This is a genomic window from Blautia sp. ZXY-1-B12 (assembly GCF_056339915.1).
Map to the genome: position 1 here is coordinate 1 of NZ_JBWJVP010000305.1, position 17,827 is coordinate 17,827.

Below are 17,827 nucleotides of genomic sequence, written 5' to 3' on the forward strand. Positions count from 1 at the left end.
AGAAAAGAGAATGGCGACAGCTGTTCTCTTTTTTCATGTATATCTTAATTTAAAATCCCAAAATTAACATTCTTGGCACTGCCCATTGGGCAGTTGCCAAATGTGGGTTGCATTTTTGGTTGCACTTTTTTAGAAAACTGCAGCCAGAAAAAGCTAGTGTTTTGGTGTGCTACCCGTCAAGTAGACAAATTAAATAACGAAAATTTTTTCTTCCCCGGTACAGTTTATGTACCGGGTTATTTATGCAACGTTTTTTAGTTTTTGTTCATGGAATTCCAGTGGTGTAAGCACCCCAAGATTTCGTTGAACTCTTTTGTTTGTGTAGAGAACAAAAAAGACGGGCATTGAAGAAGCCATTGAAACTGAAAAGTTGAAACAGGCACTTGTTGAAGATGAAAACAGTATAAAGAAATATTTTGAAATGTATGCGAAAGCAGATTTTGACGATGAAGATACACGAAATCAGGTGCTTGAATATTTTGTAGATAAGATATATGTGTATAATGACCGTCTGGTGATTACATGGTATTATTCAGATGATAAAACATCTATTGACCTAGATGCATTAACAGAAATTACAGAAACATCTGAATCTAACACGGTAGATGGTAGTGTAAAATAGTTTGTGTTTTTGGTAAAAAATAACTCCTTTTTGGTAAGAATTCAGATATGACAATTCTTATCGAAAAGGAGTATTTTTTATGGCAGTTGCAAAGGAACAAATTCGACAGATCATCTCAGAAAACAACATTAATAGCGTTGCAGATATATACACGCTTCTGAAAGACAGTTTCAAGGATATCCTGCAGGAGCTGATGGAGGCAGAACTGGATGCAACTCTTGGATACGAGAAAAACCATAAGGGAGATCTACAGACAGATAATAAAAGAAATGGTCATTCTACAAAAAACTTAAAGAGTCAATACGGTGAATTTCAAATCGACGTACCAAGAGACCGTAACGGTGAGTTTGAACCAAAACTCATCCCTAAATACCAGAGAGATATTTCCGGGATTGAAGAAAAAGTGATATCTTTATATGCCCGTGGTATGAGTACACGTGACATCCACGACCAGCTTCAGGATCTTTATGGGATTGAGCTGTCAGCTGAAATGGTCAGCAAGATCACAGACAAGATACTTCCTCAGGTTAAAGAATGGCAGTCCCGTCCTCTGAACCCGGTTTATCCGTTTGTCTTTATGGACTGTATTCATTATAAAGTACGTGAGGATGGCAGGATCCTGAGTCGTGCTGCGTATGTAGTGCTTGGTGTTACAGTGGAGGGATACAAAGATATCCTCAGCATCACAGTAGGTGCAAATGAAACCAGCAAGTTCTGGCTTGGAATGCTCAATGATCTTAAGAACCGCGGAGTAAAAGATGTTCTTTTCTTCTGCGTGGATGGTCTTCCGGGTTTTAAAGAAGCTATTCAGGCAGTCTATCCGCAGGCAGAGATCCAGAGATGTGTGATCCATATGCTCCGCAATTCTTTCAAATATGTAAATTATAATGATCTGAAAAAGTTTTCCTCGGATTTCAAAGAAGTGTACAATGCTCCGAACGAAACAGCCGCTTTAACAGAGCTGGAGAACATGAAAGAAAAATGGGGGAAGAAATATCCGTATGCGATCAGTAACTGGGAAAATAATTGGGAAGATGTAAGTTCCTTTTTCCAGTTTTCTAATGATATCAGACGCATTATGTACACGACAAATATCATAGAAGGATTAAACCGTCAGTATCGGAAAGTCACGAAAACAAAAAGCGTATTCCCAAGCGATCCTGCATTGGAAAAGATGCTGTATCTTGCCAGTGAGAACGTAGTCAAAAAGTGGACGCAGAGATACCGGAACTGGGATCAGGTATTGAATCAGCTGATCGTCCTTTACGGAGAACGGCTTACTGCTTATCTGTAAGAGAAAAGAAAAGCAGGAATGGGGAAGCTCTTTTAAGCCCCGCATTCCTGCTCTCTGTCTATTCCTTCGGCATTTATATTATTGCCAGAAATTTCCGATCCTATTCCAGAGGTCGGGTGTGGGCAGAGCCCACAAAAGGCAATAATCATGATGCCTTACTTATCATGCAAAAAAATCGAAAATGATGTATATAATTTTCCTACATGGCAATACTGTAAGTACAAAGATATATTCGACAGCCGCATAATCATTAATTCGACAGCAAAATTTTACATATCTATTTCTTATCAGAAAGATTTACTTTCCATAGACACAAGAATTTTTACACCCTCGATTTATTACACAGGCAAGTGCTATTCGGAGAACTCTTTCACGTTAAATTCAACTAAGCACGGAAAGAACCAATTAAGCGCTTACGTAATAAATACCTCATAACTCTCCTTTCCGCTTCTGGCCATCGTGTCCAAAAGCAATAAAAAAGGGCAGCTATAAATCTCTCAACTTATAACTGCCCTGACGCTGTACTATAATTAAATTAATACCTATCTTATATTACTTGCTGAATCCTGCCGCATTGCATCAATAATAATAACTTCAGGAACACGCTTCTTTTCATTAATATTTTTCTCATGCAATTCTTTCAACTTTTTTACTTTAATCGGATTTCCAATATCCACTAAAACATAAAGCATGTTTTCAGCGTGTTCTGCTTGCGCATACCTCTCAACCTGATTCTCATATCCAGACATATACTCTGGATTAGAACTTAATTTTATCTCAACTATTGTTTTATCCTTACCTCTACTTACCTTAAAATCTTCTGGACCCGGACCTGCATTGCCTTCACAAGTAAAATCCAAATTATTTACGTCTATATATTGTTTTGCTCCCAAATGAATAAATCTCTGAACGCTCTTTTCTCGATTTCTCTTCTCCGCTTTTTGTACTTCATCCCAACCTCTATTATTTTCAACCCAATCTTTAAATATGGCGATTATTTCTTTTGCGCCAGTAAGGCTATCAATCTGCTCCTTTTTCTGTTCGGTAACAAACGAAACTCCTAAAGATGTTATCTTTTGGAGTAGTTTTGCAACAAAATAATCTATATCATTGCAAACACTATATCGTTCCAACGATTCTGCTCGATAACTTTCAATTACTCTTTCACATGCTTCTGGATTTTTAAAAATATGTTCTTTTATGTATGCTTTTTGTGATGTAGATGCCCACTTTGACCAAGTATTGCTTACTTCCAAATTCATTTCCTGTCTAATTATTTCATTCTTGTATGCCACTTCTCCTACATCTTCCCAAGACTTTGCTACTGGATATTCCCCCAATATTTCCATCGGAACCAAATATACCCGACAATTTCTAATAGGATTTATAAGATATCCTTCCTCATCAAAGTCATAATTCGGATATTGATTTATATCAATTTGAAAATCACACATTATTCTCTTGGTATAATCTTGAATATCTGGCAAAATTATTCCTGCAATCAAATCGCTTAACCTGTCAGGACCAATTCCATCCTCAAATAATGATAATAAATGAAAAATCTCAGGTGCTTTGCACCCTTTCTTTACTATTGTATAAGCATCTGCAATACATTGTTTACATAATTTTTCTCCCATTCCAGACCCTGTCTTAGAATCTGCACCCCCGAGATTAATACCATTCACTTCTCCAGCCTTCTCCAAAAACATATTGTAAGCTCTTCGATAGCATTTATCTTTCATATCTTTTGAATCAGCCATTTCAAGTAGTGTAGCAATGTTCGAAAAAAAAGTATTAATTCTATTATAAGATTCTTTAAGCTCTGGTGTTTCCGAACGCTTAAGTCTCAAAATATTAATGTAAAATGCACTATCTTTTTCTAAATCGGCATCAAAAACATCTACATTCTCAAACAAATTACTATCAATATTTAAATAATCTGTGATAAACATTGCCATATTTATTTTCTCCTCAAATCTCCTACAAATTTTTGTATATAAATACATTTAATATTTTACCACAATCAATGTCATCTCGATAGATAAAACAGAATTTTGAGCCGTTATAGCATTTCTTCTTCACAGTTAAGTTAAGTTTTATTACTCTATTTTCATCAGATATCTACCCTTAACTCAAAATATCCACAGTTCCATCTTCTGATACGACTATAGCCAAACATTCATATCCTAATTTTTTTTGCGTATCCACATAAGCAAGTCCAGAATTATACCTAGCCCCTCTTCCTCTTTGAGACTTTTCTGATGCATTACCATCTAATATTACCCCCAACGCATAACATACACCTTCAAAGTCAATCATTAACGCACCATCAATAGTAGTCAATTGTACAAGATTACTCATTTCGTTTTTTATTTTTATAGGATTTACTTCTAAGGCTCGTCCACAATTTCCAAGCCGTTGTGACTCTTCTTTTGCATTTGAATGAAATACTAACATTGTTCCATGCTTCTGTTTACCAGCCTCATTTATAATGTCCGAAATCAAATTAATCTTCACTTTTGAAAGAAAGTCTAACTTCGCAATCTGTTCGCTTAATTCATTACTTTCATGATAATTTGTAAAATAGCGAAAACATACACCATTATATAAAATTCTCTCATTTTTTAAATATAATTCAAATCCTTTATCCCCACAAAATGATACCGCTGCATCATATTGTATTCTATTTGTTTGAGCCAATCCATAAACAATCCAATTTTTTTCTATTGTTGCACCAAAATCATCAGGAAAATCCCTGAAATATCCTGCAATGACTAATCCTATTTTCTCATTAGACATTTCCAAATACTTTCTAACTTCTCTAGCATTTTGCCAATTTACAGGACATGTTTGCTTAAATATTATGCGACATGCATTTTCAAGTCCTGAAATATTTGTATCCTTAGGATCTACCATAATTTCTATTTCATCCTTTATGTTGAATAAATCTACATTATGATGATTAATATTTACTACCTTATAAAGGAGCATTTTTCCATAGTTTTTCTTTCCCTCATAACTTGAATTTGCAATAGTAAGAAAAGTCCGTGCGTTAGGAAATTTCAATTTTTTCATTATACAGTTAAAAATATTCTCATCCGAAGAAACTTTTGGCTTTAGTTTATTTAGCTTGTCATTAAATGCACAAATATTAGATAACAAAGATACCTCTGCCATAATAACTCCTTCAAGAACAGGAAATTCTTGAAGAAATTTCCCTATTGTAAATGAATGCTTTATCAAGTTTGAAATAGCTATTTTTTCTTCAAAATATAACATTAATATATTTATATACCCTTTTCTTTCAGAATTCATTAAATATATGGGTATCAGCACTCCTTTTACGTCCTGATTTAATAAATTAATTATCTTTTGCTTCATATCCGTATCAAAATCAAAGCTAAAAAAATCATAAACTTTATCTATCGGTGCTAAAATCTTAATTTTCTTTAAAATGCAAATTATGCTTAAACGGAATGCCAGTTCCGCTACTGCGGAACTGCTATTCCATTTTTAACGGTACGAAGTACCGCTAGATGATATCATTCTGTTTCACGCATATTTATACCGTTCATCTCCAGACGATATGTATGATGTTTATCTGTGATTCGTGTAAGGCACGCATCAGCGTAGGTATTATCAGCAAACATATCAAACCATGTACTGACTGGAAACTGTGAGATGACTACAGTTGATTTTCTTCCATCCCTGGTGTCAAGGACTTCAAAAAGATCCCGGCATTTATCAAGATCGAGATCCATAAGGCCAAAATCATCGATCACAAGAAGATCCAGCTTGGTCAGCTTATTCAGGTAATCCAGATTTGTGGATTTGATACGTGCCTGTTCCATTTCGCTCATAAGAGTGTTCGCTTTTATATACTTTACACTCTTAGACTGCTTCATTGCAGTTACACAAAAAGCATTGATTAGATAAGTTTTTCCACTGGCGGAAGATCCTGTTACAATGAGATTCTTTCCTTCCTCTATCCAGTGGCAGGTACTCAGTCGCTCTATTGTCTGGGTATCAAGCTGACGTTCTGGACGGTAAATAGTTTCGTCAAGATCTGCCGCCGGGTATCGCAGATGCGCTTCTTTCATCAGACGATTAAAACGTTTATCTGCCCGCGCCTGCCACTCTGCATCAACCATTGCTGTCATGCGTTCCAAAAAAGTGTTTAGATCTGCATTGGGATCTTTCAACTGTTCTTCCAGGATATGTGCCATTTCTGGAACACGGAAACTTTTCAGACGCATGATCAGAGCCTGTTCCTGAGGTGTTAATGTAATGTCATGGGATGAACTCATTTGTATGCCTCCTTTCCACGGATGTTTGTATGGGAAGGAAGTTTTCCGGTTCCGTTTATAGCGCTGCTGGAATGATTATTTTGAACCATGCTAAGTACTTTCTTGAAATAAGAATACTTGCAGGCATTGGCTTCTACGCATTTCTCAGCAGCCTCCTGAACCAGCCTGTGAGGAACATCTTTACAGGAATGGAGCACACCGGCACAGCTGTTGTATGCCTGTTCCTCATGCTTGGAACTGCGGAGTATCCTGTCAATAAGAGTTACCATAGATTCTCCATAAACAGATGCCCACCGTCTGTAATAAGCTCCGTCATGTGCATTCACTTCTTTGTAATACAGGTGTTCTGGAGGCATATGATTGTCATCTGTAATGTAAAGAGGAAAATCACGGTAAGATCTTGGATGGCGGCAGATCAGCCGGTTATACTCATCACAGATCCGTATCTCCGTCATTGTAGCCTTAAGAATTGCAGACTTCCCTTTGTAGGTATACAATACAGAATAGTAGTGGGCATCATACTCAAGGTGGTAATTATCTGGAACTTTAAGAAAGTATTTATAATCACAAAGTGTATAACTTTCGCCTGGAAGCTGGTTCATACGCGGTTTGTCGTACTTTTCGAATCCATTCATGCGGGATTTCCGAATGTCAGATTTTTTCTGGAAAGGACGCTGGTTGATGTCCGCTACGATCTTTTTGACCGCAGCATTCAGAGCTTCCAGAGAGGTATAAGTATCTTTCTTTAATTCTTCTACCAGATGCGTCTCCAAGAAACGCACATGATTTTCAACTGTTGGTTTGCCTTTCGGTTTCCTTGGCGGTGGAGGCAGAATAATCGTATCATAGAAAGTTTCCAGATCTGAAAAAGCTGCCTGCAGCACAAGTTCATCTTTGCTATGCCTGGTAACGGCTGTTTTCAGATTGTCTGGGACAAGATATTTAGGAACAGCCCCATAATAAGACAGTGCATGTACTGTGCCAGCAATAAAATGTGGAAGTTTCTCATCCAGAAAGATCTCTGCATAAACAAGACTGCTAAAACCAAGTGTAGTCGTAAAAATATGAACTTTTCGAAGTTCGCCAGTAGTTGTGTCCAGTAGCAGTTCCGGCTGGTCGCCTACCCAGTCGATATACATCTTTTCACCAGGGATCCGCTCTACAGGCATAGATGTTTTTGAAGTACCATATGTATCTACCAGGAAATCACGATACAGCTTATAAAACTGAGCAAGCTGGTAACCGTTGGGATGCTCTTTTTTATAATCAATCCATAGAAAGCTCAAGTCGGCATGTTTTCCCATTTGGATCATCTGCTCATGTATTTTTTCAAAATCAGGTAATGGAATATCCTTATGTCGAAGGTTTTCTTTTGGATAGATGAGATCAACCACCTTTGAAGCTGGCATTTGTCGAAGATCATCCAGTGATAATCCTGAATCATTGTAACGGTTCATGATTAATGCAATCCCGCTTCGTCCAATCCGGTAACGTTTTTGTACGGCGTCATAACTGACTTTACTGAGTCGAAGTTCTATGACTCCAAGAATAGTATTGTAGTCGTGCATAATAGTTCCTCCTTTGCACTGTGATGAATAATAGTTACATCACAATAATAAAGGAAAAACGTACCGCTTTGAGCAGAAAACGCATACCGCTAAATCAGAATGGATGTACCGCTAATTTCAGAATAGGCGTACCGTTCGAGCAGAATTTGCATATGTCAAATACCGATTGAGATTTCACCTGTTTTAAGCAATTTAATAACTGTTATATTTTGTTATTAAATTCTCTGCAAACCCTTGAAAACGCTGAATTTTACTTTGTAATTATGACTGTTCCTTCAGAATCCAGAAGAGGTGTAATACCAGCCCCGTATCCAGATTTCCAACAAAGATAATTAACTCCAGTCTCCTTATCTACAAGAATTTGTCGAATCCCTTCATCTTTAAGCGAACTTCCATCTCTAAATATAACTTCAAATCTTTCTTCTTTCTTTGCCATGTTTATTCCTCCTAGTTAAGCGTTAAATTCCGATTGAGATTTCACCTGTTTTAAGAAATTTAATAACTGTTATATTTTATTATTAAATTCTTCGCAACCCCTTGAAAACACTGGATTTGTCGCAGGTGAGCTTTCCCTTATTATTTCCCTTGTGTTATATCGTCCCATCAGTGTTTATGCACTCTGATAAGGGCAAATACAAGGGCAAGAAAAATCTATAAGACAGTATAACACAAAATAAAAGTGACATGGTGAACTGATTGAAATGCTTCTTAATTTTTGCTACTACTGATTGATTAAATGATAAGGAGATGGGATACGATGAGAACAATATTTGCAGAATACAATCCACAGTGCAACAGCATTGATGTATATACTAATACGGGCTATATACTCCGTATTGATTGTTGGGAAGCAGAAAAAAATTTAAGAACCACACCTGGATCTGATTGTGCTTTGACATCGCTTGCAATCGATGAGCCATTAGAATATGCAAGGTTATATCTTGATGGGAATTTACAGATGTGGGTAGATGCTGAAGATTCATTAGAGTTATGATTATTCCAATCAAAATCTACTAGAATTTATTAAAAATTAGCTTCATAATTTTAAAAGGACAGCCCTATTGCTATGAGGCTGTCCTTAAAAATACAATAGATAAACCTAGATTATTCTTGCTACTATCTGATTGTTAAATTTTCTGTATTCCATATTGCAAATCTCCCTTTTCGCAATATTTTATTAGTATGAATGCCAGAATCGCTGAAAAAACACGTGCCAATACCGTACTCCACCATATCATAATCTGTCCACCAAATAAAGGTGGTAAAACAAGCATAAATATCAGCATCAATACTGGTTCAATGAATGTAAGAATGTATGACAATCCACTTTTTTCAGTAGCATAAAATCCAGCTGTCGCTATTCTGGTAATCGCAACAAATGGTAATGACACTAAAAATATAGGTACAATTTTAGAAATCTCAATACTTACTTCATAAGAAGCTCCGAAAACCCCTCCAATATTTGCTCTGTTTACATACATGATAATTCCACCACAAACAGCAAGAATTATTGCAAAAATGTATGCCATTCTCTGAACTCCTCTCAGGCTTTCTTGATCCTTCTCACCATAAAAACGGCTCATTAAAGGTTGACTTCCATCACCTACGCCCTGCAATATGAGATATATGATACAGATAATATAGGATACACATGCATAAGTTGCAATAGCTTTTTCTCCCCCATAAGAAGCGGAGAATCGGTTTATAAACACCAATGAAATATTAGGAGTCAATGCTAGCCCAAATGGTGCAAGACCTACTCTGAATATAGCGCCACACATTTCTTTTACATTTTTTAAGGATACATACACATAAAACTTTTTATTATATAATGCGTATATGATTGCAATTGCTGCAGTCACACCCTGTCCGGCTATTGTAGCTGTGGCTGCACCTTTCATGCCCATTTCATATATCCATACAAAGATAAAATCCAGAACAATATTGGTTATGAATCCACCAACCATCGCAAACATTGACCAGAAAGAGTTTCCATAATTTCTAATGAATGGCATCATTCCAGTTCCAAGAATCTGCAATATTGCTCCAAGTGCTATAATTTTGATATAATCTGTCGCATTTGTTAATATAATTCCATCTGCTCCAAGCAATCCTAAAATTTTAGACGAAAAGGAGTAAATAATTATGGTATTGATAACACTTACTATTACAAGAAGCCACCAGCTTGTAGCAATAAATTCTTCTGCCCGTTTTCCTTTCTTTTCTGCTGCATTAATTGAGTAATAAACAGCTCCTCCCATACCAATTCCTGTTCCAAGAGCCTGAATCAAAGCCTCAATCGGATATGCAATATTAATAGCCGAAATTCCAGCATCTCCTATGGTATTGCCTACAAAATATCCATCCACTATCGCATATATTCCTGATAATGCAAATGCTATAATAGATGGAATAACATATTTAAAAAATAATGATTTATGATTCATTTTTCTTACAATCTCCTTCCTTGAAAAGTCTGATAAACAGCTCTGTATTATCATTAAGACTTTCTATATTCTCTAATCCCATTTTTTCGATTACATATATTTCTTTTGAGTGCAGTTTTTCTATGATATCTTTCGTATATTCCATTCCTGATTCTGTGAGGCATATCAGCTTATTTCTCTTGTCTGAATCATCAGATACCATATTGATGTATCCTTTTTTCTGAAAATCTTTTAGTATCGTATTTACCGTTTGCTTAGGTACATTCCATTTTTCACTTATCATTTTCTGCGTGCATCTTCCATTACTTTCATAAAATGAATGCAAAGCAAAAACTCCATTTGAAGACAGTCCCTGATCCTTTGACCATTCCTCATACATTGCTGTACATTCTTTCCATAAAGCATAATATCGTTGCAACTGTATTATCATATTATTATCTTTTCTCATCTTTTTTCTCCTTAAATTAGTACGAATCCGGACTTTTATAGTATAGTCCGAGTTCGTACTAATTGTCAAGATTTATTTATATACTTTTTCTTTATATAAACAATCAATAGTCCCTTACTAAGGACAGGAAGATTATGAAATTTCCCTGTCCTCTTTTAATAATATCCTCGTTCTTCCATCCAGTCTTTCACATAACATCTGATTCCAATATAAATAATATGCGACAGTAATAGCAATACAATAAGATTTATCGGATTAGCGTTTTTAATCCATTCTCCAAAGTAAATTACAACAGCTGTACTCGTTATCGCTACCACGATACTGATGATATCCCAACAATATTTCCGGTAGATTTTTCCTACCTGATAACCAATCCCGATTATCAGCCACCCGGTTATTACGAATAAAATTGCCATGACAGTACCGGCAATCAGCCAGTACACAATCCCGGAAAGAATACTGTTAGGTATTCCACTGCTTAACTGTCCGAAAGAGTCTGCACCTGTCACAAACTCCCGAAATAAACTTCCCATTCCTTTTCCTAACGCACCGAAAAAGACGATACAGTCGTTAAGGAAAACCGGCGAAAGAATCGCAGTAAACAGTGTTGTTGTTATGCTGTACCATGCTAGTAGAAACAAGATACTTTCATAACCAATCGTCATATTTTTATATTTCTTTTCTAACTGGCTTTTACGGCTATCGCATTTTTCTTTTGCTTTCCGGTAAGCAGTACGGTCACATTTTTCACATTTCTCATAAGGCACTTTTTTCTCAACAGCTACCTCTACCGTCTTTTGGTGTGTCTGTGCATAAAGTTTTTCCTGCTCTGCTTTTTCATACTTAAATTTCCATGCCACGGCTTCTGCGTCGGCTCTTTTCCTGCTGTCTGTCTCGCTGGTCAATCGTTCCTCTGTTTGCCTTAATCTTGTCCGCAATGCTTCGATATTCTCGGCTCTGTTTTCGCTGTTCAATTTCTCGTTCAAGGTCAGCGATTCGCTTAGCTGCCTGTTTAGTTCCTGGATTGTCTGGTCTTTCTGATCCAGTTCGTCCTGCATCTGTTCGGTCATCAGCAGAAGTTCTTCCACCTGCCCGACGTTCTCTAAGTTTCTGCATTCGCTCATCGATCTCCCTCGCTTTCTCTATCTGCTGTTTAAGGTCAGCAATTCGCTGTTCTGTTTCTGCAATAAGCTGTTCTCGTTGTTCAGCTTCTGCGTTAATTCCTGCCATTGCTGATTCTCGTTTTCCAACTGTTCGATTCTGGTTTTCTGTTGCTCGATCTGTGAGAGCAGTTCTTCTGTATCTGGCAAAAGATTTAGCAGCCTGGATAATTCGCTGTTTAAGCTTTTTAAACTCTGGTTCTGCTCCTGAAAAGACAGGAGCTGTCGATCCCGTTCCTGCAATTCCTGTACCATCGCTGCCATAAAATTCTGCTGTTCCTCGATCTGGTTTATCATTGTCTCCATCATGGGAATGACTTCCCGGCTTTCTTCTAATGTCATCCAATCGCTCCTTCCATTGTGTCAATGCACCGGATACCTTTCCGAAAGAAATCTGTATTTTATCCAGCAGTGCATTTTGTCTTTTTATGATCTGATTTTCTACCACTTTCCATGACGCTGATTGTGTCTGCCCATTTTGAAATTTCTCATCAATTTTTCTGGCATCCGCGCCCTCATGGATCGTCGGTATCTCTAATTTCCCCTGCCTTGCATAAGAACGGTGGTCAATGTGATTTTCCGTTTTCAAATGTGAATTACAGACATTCGCCCATTCACTCCGCCACAGTTCACAATTTTTCGGACTGTTCCATCCGGTAGCATCGGTTAATACACGTTTCCACTGTTTACGGTTCCTTGCACCGACTTTCTGATTACCGTTTTCGTCCAATACCGGGATTCGGATTCCATGACGGTCAGGGTCCTTTTTATCCTGCCACCAGTCCGGATGGGATTCATCCACCACAATATTTCCATTTTCATCTCTGACAAACTCCCAATCCTTGATTTCTTTGTTCCCCCATGAGTGGTCTGGATTGAATGGTCGCATCGTCACAAGTAAATGCACATGGGGATTTCCATCTCCTTTATCGTGGATACTCCAGTCCGCACACATTCCCTTATTTACAAAGGTCTTTTGAATATATTCGGTTGTATAATCAATCTGTTCCTGTCTGTTCCATTCTTTCGGAAGTGAGAACTCAAATGACCTGCCGAGTTGTGCATCTGCACTTTTTTCTATCCTCAAAACTTCATTCCATAAACGCTGCTTCTGAAAAGTAAGTTTAAATTTTTTCAGTGCGGCTTCTTTGTTATCTGCCCTTTTATATCGGACAGATTTCTGGAACCGTCTGATATTTTCAGCAGGTACATTCAGCCATTCCTGTGGTGCATTTTCACACATCAACAGGCTGGTATAAACAACTTCTCTTTTGGAAGTGTAGTAGCTGATTCTGCCGGTTTCTTCATTTTTCATCACATCACCATTGAGATAGGCAGATGCTGATATGATGGATTTCCCTTTGCTGCGTCCAACAATCTTTACTGTATAATGAAAAATCGCCATGATCCGTTTCCCCCTTTCTGCCGTATCCGGCTTTGATTTCCGGCAGGTAACGTTTTCCCAAAAAGAAAATGGTATCTGCCGGAACGCCCTCTGCGTAAGAGTGCCCTGTGCATAACAGCCTGCATGGAATGCGCCCCTCTGGCGAAGAGTGCCTCCTGCGGCATGAGCAGGTCTGCATGAAATGCCCGCCGACGGAACGAGCCCGGCAAGCGTAAGCGCAGACCGGTTGCCACCTGTGGCAAACTTATACGGACGACCTCTGGTTGTCCATAAGTGCGCCCTTCATGAAAAAGCAATGAAGGGAATGAAAAATCCACTCCCTCCGGCATTACACTTCCTCCGTATTCGCAACTGGCTCTTTCTGCATTGCCTTTGAGAAGAATCTCCCATTTGCTTCCTGCCTTTTTAAGAAGCCGATCAGCTTTGGGATATCATCTTCCTCAATCGCAGAACCCAGCACCGATTCCACCGCACCACCAATCTGGCAGAGCCTGTGTGTCCGCTTTTTGGTTTCCACATCTTTCTGACGTTTCTTCAGTTCCCGTTTCTGTGCTGCATACTGTTTTGCTTTCTCAAGGCTTTCCTGTTCTTTCTTTTCCAACTGGAGCATACGCTCCTCATAACTCTTTGTTGATCTTGCCATAAATATCATCGTCCTTTCTTTTTCTTCCAAACATAAGTTTCCTGTTGTCTGTCAGACGAAGTACATGGTATAATCTGTTTGCGTGTAGGTATATCATGACTCCGGTCTGATAGAACCTTTGGCGGTTTCTTCGGGAACCGCTTTTTTAAGTTGAACCGTTTCTTGTGACTGCTTTCACATTTCCCTTATCCCTCAAGTCTCTGCCCTCGTTGGCTTCCATAAAAAGTTCCAGCATATCCGTTTTGATCAGGACTTTTCTCCCGACCTTTAATACCGGAAGTTTCTTCCATTCCACCAGTTTTCTCAGGGTGTTCCTGCCGATTCCCGTATAATCAGCAGCTTCTTCAATAGATAAGGCAATCTTTCTTTGTGTCATATGACCACCTCCTTTTAAATTGCATTATGCAATTTCATTTGTGCTGTCAGTATAGCGTGTTTATATTGCTTTGTCAAGCATTATGAAATTTTATTCTTTTTCCATTAATTGCATATTGCAATATATTTTGTTGCGTGGTATAGTAATGACATACCGAAAAAGGAGGCACATCAGCATGAAAGATAAAGAACTACGCAAGCTGATCGGCAGCAGGGCAAAACAGCGCCGTCTCGAATTAAATCTGACACAGCCTTATGTCGCAGAGAAGATGGGAGTTACCGCTTCCACAATCCTGCGTTATGAGAATGGTTCGATTGACAATACCAAAAAGATGGTACTGGAAGGTCTTTCGGAAGCACTTCATGTATCGATTGAATGGCTCAAAGGGGAAACCGATGAATATGAAACTGATATTACGGATAAGAAAGAATTGCAGATTCGTGATGTGATGGGCGATATTCTCAAACAGTTACCTCTTGATCTTAATAAAACAGAAGACGCTTTTTCTAAAGACTTACTGCTGTTAATGTTAAAGCAATATGAACTGTTTCTGGATTCGTTTCAGTTCGCCTGTAAAAATTACAAAGGCAGTACCAAAGATGCGGACATTGCTAAAGTAATGGGATTTGAATCGAAAGATGAATATAATGAGATTATGTTTCTCAGGGAGATCACGCATACTGTCAACGCATTTAACGATATGGCAGATGTTGTAAGGCTCTATTCAAAGAAACCGGAAGCGGCAGAACAAAGGCTTGCAAATCTTTTATCCGAAGTTATGTATGAGGATTCTGAATCGGTATAGTAAGACAACCGGAGTTGTGATATACTTACACGCAAGAAGCATTTCAGCAGTTCCGATTGTCTGATATCGAAAGGAGACATACGATTATGGCAAAAGGATCTGTTAGAAAAAAAGGAAAGAAATGGTACTATCGCTTCTATGTAGAGGACGCAAGCGGAAAAATGGTTCAGAAAGAATACGCCGGAACCGAAAGTAAAAGTGAGACGGAAAAGCTTCTCCGCAAAGCACTGGAAGATTATGAAAATAAGAAGTTTGTCGCAAGGGCAGAAAGCCTTACGGTAGGAGAACTTCTGGATATGTGGGCGGAAGAAGAACTGAAAGCCGGAACACTCAGCAATGGCACAGTGGAAAATTATCTTGGTGCAATCCGATGTATCAAAAAACACCCGATTGCAGACCGAAAGTTAAAAACAGTTACCGCTGAACATTTACAGAGTTTTCTCGACCTGCTTACATTCGGTGGCGAGTTTCCGGATGGAAAAGTGCGAAAAGGATATAGCAAAGATTATATCCATTCTTTTTCCGCAGTGTTACAGCAGTCTTTCCGTTTTGCAGTATTTCCAAAACAGTTAATCAGTTTCAATCCAATGCAATATATCAAGCTGAAACGACAGGCAGAGGAAGTTGACCTCTTTTCTGATGATGAGGTAGAAGAAGGTACACAGCCGATTTCACATGAGGATTACGAGCGGCTTATCAAGTATCTGGAAAAGAAAAATCCACCTGCAATTCTGCCGATTCAGATCGCATATTATGCAGGACTTCGTATCGGGGAAACCTGTGGTCTTACATGGCAGGACATCAACCTTGAAGAACAATGCCTGACCATAAAACGCAGTATCCGTTATGACGGAACGAAGCATAAAAATGTGATTGGAACAACCAAGCGAAAGAAAGTAAGGATTGTTGATTTTGGAGATACACTGACTGAAATATTGAAAGCAGCAAGACGGGAACAACTGAAAAGCCGGATGCAGTACGGGGAACTTTACCACCGCAACTACTACAAAGAGGTGCATGTAAAAAACAGGGTGTATTATGAATACTATCACCTTGACGGAACGCAGGAAGTCCCGGCAGATTATAAAGAAATATCCTTTGTCTGCCTCAGACCGGATGGTAGTCTGGAACTGCCGAGTACACTCGGCATTGCTTGCAGGTCAGTGTCAAAGAAGCTGGAAGGATTTGAAGATTTTCACTTCCACCAGTTACGTCACACCTATACCAGCAACCTGCTCTCCAACGGGGCGGCTCCGAAAGATGTACAGGAACTGTTAGGACATTCTGATGTCAGTACCACAATGAATATTTACGCTCACTCAACAAGAAAAGCAAAACGGGATTCCGCAAGACTTCTTGATAAAGTAGCGAGCAACGCTTAAACAAAAATTTCCCTTATTTCCCTTACGGATTCCGCATAAGGGCAAAAATAAGGGAAAATACATATCATTTCACTATCTAATGGGCTGAAAAGCCTGTAAAATAAGGAAAGTTCAGGAAATCTCTCCACAAATTCCGATTTCTCAGTTTCAAAAAGCTGGAATTGTTCGAGCTTTTCAAATACTAACATACCTAATTCTGTTCAATAATTGATTTATAGTAGTTACCAAAGTCAGCAAGTGAATTAACAATTGGAAGCATTTTTGTTCCGAGTTCAGTTAAGCCGTATTCAACTCTCGGTGGCTGCTCATGGTAATCGTGGCGATATGCCAGCCCATCACTCATCATTTGTCTTAAACTATCTGTCAAAACCTTTTGTGAAATACCATCTATACTTCGTTGTAGCTCATTGAATCTCCATGGACGCTCTTTCAAGTTACGCAAAATCAGCAGTTTCCATTTTCCTCCGATAAGAGATACTGCTGTTGCAACTGGGCATTCCGGTAATTCTTCTTTTGCTCGCATAATTCTCACCTCCGAGTCTATTGTAACACATTCATTTTTGAGTGTACAGTTACAAAAAGGTGCGTACTTGTTTTTGTATGTATCTCACACTATACTAATACCAAGAAACCAGAAACTACAAATTAACTATGGAGGTTTTATCATGGCAAATTACACAAAAACAACTATTGGAAAGGAAAACCGAATTGAGCTGCATGAAAAGTTGTCTTTAACAGGTGCAGAAATCAGTTTAAACGAACTACCTGCAGGAGCAAATGTCCCATTTGTTCATTTCCATAAAGAAAATGAGGAAATCTATGGAATTCTTTCAGGTAACGGCAAAGCCATAATTGATGGAGAAGAAATCAGCCTTTCAACTGGAGACTGGCTAAAAATCGCACCTGCTGCAAAGCGTCAGTTTTTTGCATCCGATATTTCCGGAATTACTTATATCTGCATTCAGGTAAAAGAAAATTCTCTGGAACATTTTACAGCAGAGGATGCCGTAATCGGCTAATTAAAAGTATTTATTTACAAAAATGCACAGCTCCCGATAAGCTAAGAACTGTGCATTTTTTTCTTAAATTTTACGATTTCTCAATTTTTTATATAAGAAGTTATGGCTTTAACTTCCTCCAAATAATCAGCTTTAGGATAATACATACGACCACCAAAACTGCCACCAAGGCACCATCCAACAGCAACTCTGTGTACCACGGTGCAGACTGCATGGCATATAAATTTGGATAGGTTTTAAAGTGCCAGAACTTATAAATTCCGAACCCAATGAAAACTCCTATGAATGAACCAATAACGATATTTAAAAAACAATTCAACTTTCTCAGCATAGCAGTCCCCCCTTCCAAAC

At 38.3% G+C, this 17,827-nt stretch carries 20 protein-coding genes; 6 read left to right on the forward strand and 14 right to left on the reverse strand.

Features of this window, described 5'->3' with window-relative positions; all coding sequences use genetic code 11:
• Positions 1–370 precede the first annotated feature (370 nt).
• Together AC075L_RS21175 and AC075L_RS21180 are read left to right on the forward strand one after the other, a co-directional pair.
• Positions 371–622 carry a hypothetical protein gene (locus tag AC075L_RS21175; protein ID WP_476388161.1) on the forward strand — a complete coding sequence of 84 codons (252 nt, stop codon included), beginning with the start codon at positions 371–373 and terminating at the stop codon, positions 620–622.
• Between the two features lie 79 nt (positions 623–701).
• Positions 702–1,916, forward strand: a complete 1,215-nt coding sequence (locus AC075L_RS21180; protein ID WP_118409372.1) for an IS256 family transposase — start codon at positions 702–704, stop codon at positions 1,914–1,916.
• Between the two features lie 542 nt (positions 1,917–2,458).
• Here the strand turns inward: AC075L_RS21180 and AC075L_RS21185 are convergent.
• The 5 genes from AC075L_RS21185 to AC075L_RS21205 form a co-directional block, all read right to left on the reverse strand.
• The gene (locus AC075L_RS21185) at positions 2,459–3,874 is read right to left on the reverse strand and encodes a hypothetical protein (protein ID WP_476388162.1); all 1,416 of its coding nucleotides are present in this window, start codon (positions 3,872–3,874) and stop codon (positions 2,459–2,461) included.
• Positions 3,875–4,043: 169 nt separating this feature from the next.
• Positions 4,044–5,297, reverse strand: coding sequence for a hypothetical protein (locus AC075L_RS21190; protein ID WP_476388163.1), 1,254 nt, complete (start codon positions 5,295–5,297; stop codon positions 4,044–4,046).
• A gap of 161 nt (positions 5,298–5,458) precedes the next feature.
• Positions 5,459–6,223 carry an ATP-binding protein gene (locus AC075L_RS21195; protein ID WP_129976283.1) on the reverse strand — a complete coding sequence of 255 codons (765 nt, stop codon included), beginning with the start codon at positions 6,221–6,223 and terminating at the stop codon, positions 5,459–5,461.
• Positions 6,220–7,791 carry a Mu transposase domain-containing protein gene (locus AC075L_RS21200; protein WP_129976285.1) on the reverse strand — a complete coding sequence of 524 codons (1,572 nt, stop codon included), beginning with the start codon at positions 7,789–7,791 and terminating at the stop codon, positions 6,220–6,222. Before AC075L_RS21200 ends, AC075L_RS21195 begins: the two co-directional genes overlap by 4 nt.
• Before the next feature lie 250 nt (positions 7,792–8,041).
• On the reverse strand, positions 8,042–8,227 hold the full coding sequence (locus tag AC075L_RS21205; RefSeq protein ID WP_008706238.1) for a DUF6440 family protein: 186 nt from the start codon (positions 8,225–8,227) through the stop codon (positions 8,042–8,044).
• A gap of 321 nt (positions 8,228–8,548) precedes the next feature.
• On the opposite strand from AC075L_RS21205, the gene AC075L_RS21210 reads away from it, so the two are divergent.
• Positions 8,549–8,785, forward strand: a complete 237-nt coding sequence (locus tag AC075L_RS21210) for a DUF6061 family protein (protein ID WP_002578301.1) — start codon at positions 8,549–8,551, stop codon at positions 8,783–8,785.
• 133 nt (positions 8,786–8,918) lie between these two features.
• On the opposite strand, the gene AC075L_RS21215 is transcribed toward AC075L_RS21210, so the two are convergent.
• The 6 genes from AC075L_RS21215 to AC075L_RS21240 form a co-directional block, all read right to left on the reverse strand.
• Positions 8,919–10,238 carry an MATE family efflux transporter gene (locus AC075L_RS21215; RefSeq protein WP_117594176.1) on the reverse strand — a complete coding sequence of 440 codons (1,320 nt, stop codon included), beginning with the start codon at positions 10,236–10,238 and terminating at the stop codon, positions 8,919–8,921.
• Positions 10,228–10,686: a MarR family transcriptional regulator gene (locus AC075L_RS21220; RefSeq protein ID WP_117594178.1), complete on the reverse strand. Its 459-nt coding sequence runs from the start codon at positions 10,684–10,686 to the stop codon at positions 10,228–10,230. Before AC075L_RS21220 ends, AC075L_RS21215 begins: the two co-directional genes overlap by 11 nt.
• Positions 10,687–10,841: 155 nt before the next feature.
• Complete coding sequence (locus AC075L_RS21225; RefSeq protein ID WP_009243742.1) at positions 10,842–11,591, reverse strand: DUF6040 family protein; 750 nt, start codon at positions 11,589–11,591, stop codon at positions 10,842–10,844.
• Positions 11,530–13,251 carry a MobA/MobL family protein gene (locus AC075L_RS21230; protein WP_117636791.1) on the reverse strand — a complete coding sequence of 574 codons (1,722 nt, stop codon included), beginning with the start codon at positions 13,249–13,251 and terminating at the stop codon, positions 11,530–11,532. Before AC075L_RS21230 ends, AC075L_RS21225 begins: the two co-directional genes overlap by 62 nt.
• A 328-nt stretch (positions 13,252–13,579) precedes the next feature.
• Positions 13,580–13,894, reverse strand: coding sequence for a DUF3847 domain-containing protein (locus tag AC075L_RS21235; RefSeq protein WP_024738908.1), 315 nt, complete (start codon positions 13,892–13,894; stop codon positions 13,580–13,582).
• Between the two features lie 145 nt (positions 13,895–14,039).
• Complete coding sequence (locus AC075L_RS21240) at positions 14,040–14,270, reverse strand: helix-turn-helix domain-containing protein (RefSeq protein WP_002578307.1); 231 nt, start codon at positions 14,268–14,270, stop codon at positions 14,040–14,042.
• 175 nt (positions 14,271–14,445) lie between these two features.
• On the opposite strand from AC075L_RS21240, the gene AC075L_RS21245 reads away from it, so the two are divergent.
• Positions 14,446–15,075 (forward strand): helix-turn-helix domain-containing protein, encoded by a 630-nt coding sequence (locus tag AC075L_RS21245; RefSeq protein WP_024738907.1) that lies wholly within the window; start codon positions 14,446–14,448, stop codon positions 15,073–15,075.
• An 86-nt stretch (positions 15,076–15,161) separates the two neighbouring features.
• On the forward strand, positions 15,162–16,457 hold the full coding sequence (locus AC075L_RS21250) for a tyrosine-type recombinase/integrase (RefSeq protein WP_024738906.1): 1,296 nt from the start codon (positions 15,162–15,164) through the stop codon (positions 16,455–16,457).
• Here the strand turns inward: AC075L_RS21250 and AC075L_RS21255 are convergent.
• Complete coding sequence (locus tag AC075L_RS21255) at positions 16,454–16,645, reverse strand: hypothetical protein (protein WP_476388164.1); 192 nt, start codon at positions 16,643–16,645, stop codon at positions 16,454–16,456. The two genes, AC075L_RS21250 and AC075L_RS21255, sit on opposite strands and share 4 nt — an antisense overlap.
• A 2-nt stretch (positions 16,646–16,647) precedes the next feature.
• Positions 16,648–16,980 carry a winged helix-turn-helix transcriptional regulator gene (locus AC075L_RS21260; protein WP_008373705.1) on the reverse strand — a complete coding sequence of 111 codons (333 nt, stop codon included), beginning with the start codon at positions 16,978–16,980 and terminating at the stop codon, positions 16,648–16,650.
• A 142-nt stretch (positions 16,981–17,122) separates the two neighbouring features.
• On the opposite strand from AC075L_RS21260, the gene AC075L_RS21265 reads away from it, so the two are divergent.
• A complete protein-coding gene (locus AC075L_RS21265) occupies positions 17,123–17,476 on the forward strand; it encodes a cupin domain-containing protein (protein ID WP_476388165.1) in 354 nt (117 codons plus the stop codon).
• A gap of 100 nt (positions 17,477–17,576) precedes the next feature.
• Here the strand turns inward: AC075L_RS21265 and AC075L_RS21270 are convergent.
• Positions 17,577–17,827: hypothetical protein (locus tag AC075L_RS21270; protein WP_476388166.1), on the reverse strand; the 251-nt coding region annotated here is incomplete at its 5' end.